Annotated in this window: 1 protein-coding gene; it reads right to left on the bottom strand. The window is 65.1% G+C overall.

Annotated elements, in window-relative coordinates; all coding sequences use genetic code 11:
• Window positions 1-390, bottom strand: a 390-nt coding sequence (locus tag GR197_RS31785) for a putative Ig domain-containing protein (RefSeq protein WP_164016666.1), incomplete at both ends; no start/stop codon positions are given.

Raw genomic sequence — 390 nt, 5'->3', positions numbered from 1 at the left:
GTCGCCGTCACCTTGACGCCGTAAGTGCCTGATGTCGTCGGCGTGCCGGAGAAGGTCCGCGTCGTGGCATTGAAGCTCAGCCAGCCGGGCAGCGCCGTGCCGTCGGCGGCCGTTGCCGAATAGGTCAGCGTCTCGCCGCTGTCGACATCGGTGAAGGTCGTCGTCGGCAGCACGAAGGAGAAGGCGGTGCCGACGGTGGCATTCTGGCCCACCGTCTGGACAGCCAGCACCGGCGCATCGTTGGCGCCATGGATGGTGATGGTGATATTGGCCGTGGCGGTCGCGCCGGCGGTATCGCGCATCGTGTAGCTGAAGACGTCACTCAGCGTGTTGATCGACTGCCGCAGCCCCTGGACGGCGGTATTGGCCTCGTTGACGGCATAACTATAG

Source organism: Rhizobium phaseoli (genome assembly GCF_010668805.1).
GTDB lineage: Bacteria > Pseudomonadota > Alphaproteobacteria > Rhizobiales > Rhizobiaceae > Rhizobium > Rhizobium phaseoli_A.
This window is presented reverse-complemented; position numbering and strand designations above follow the sequence as displayed.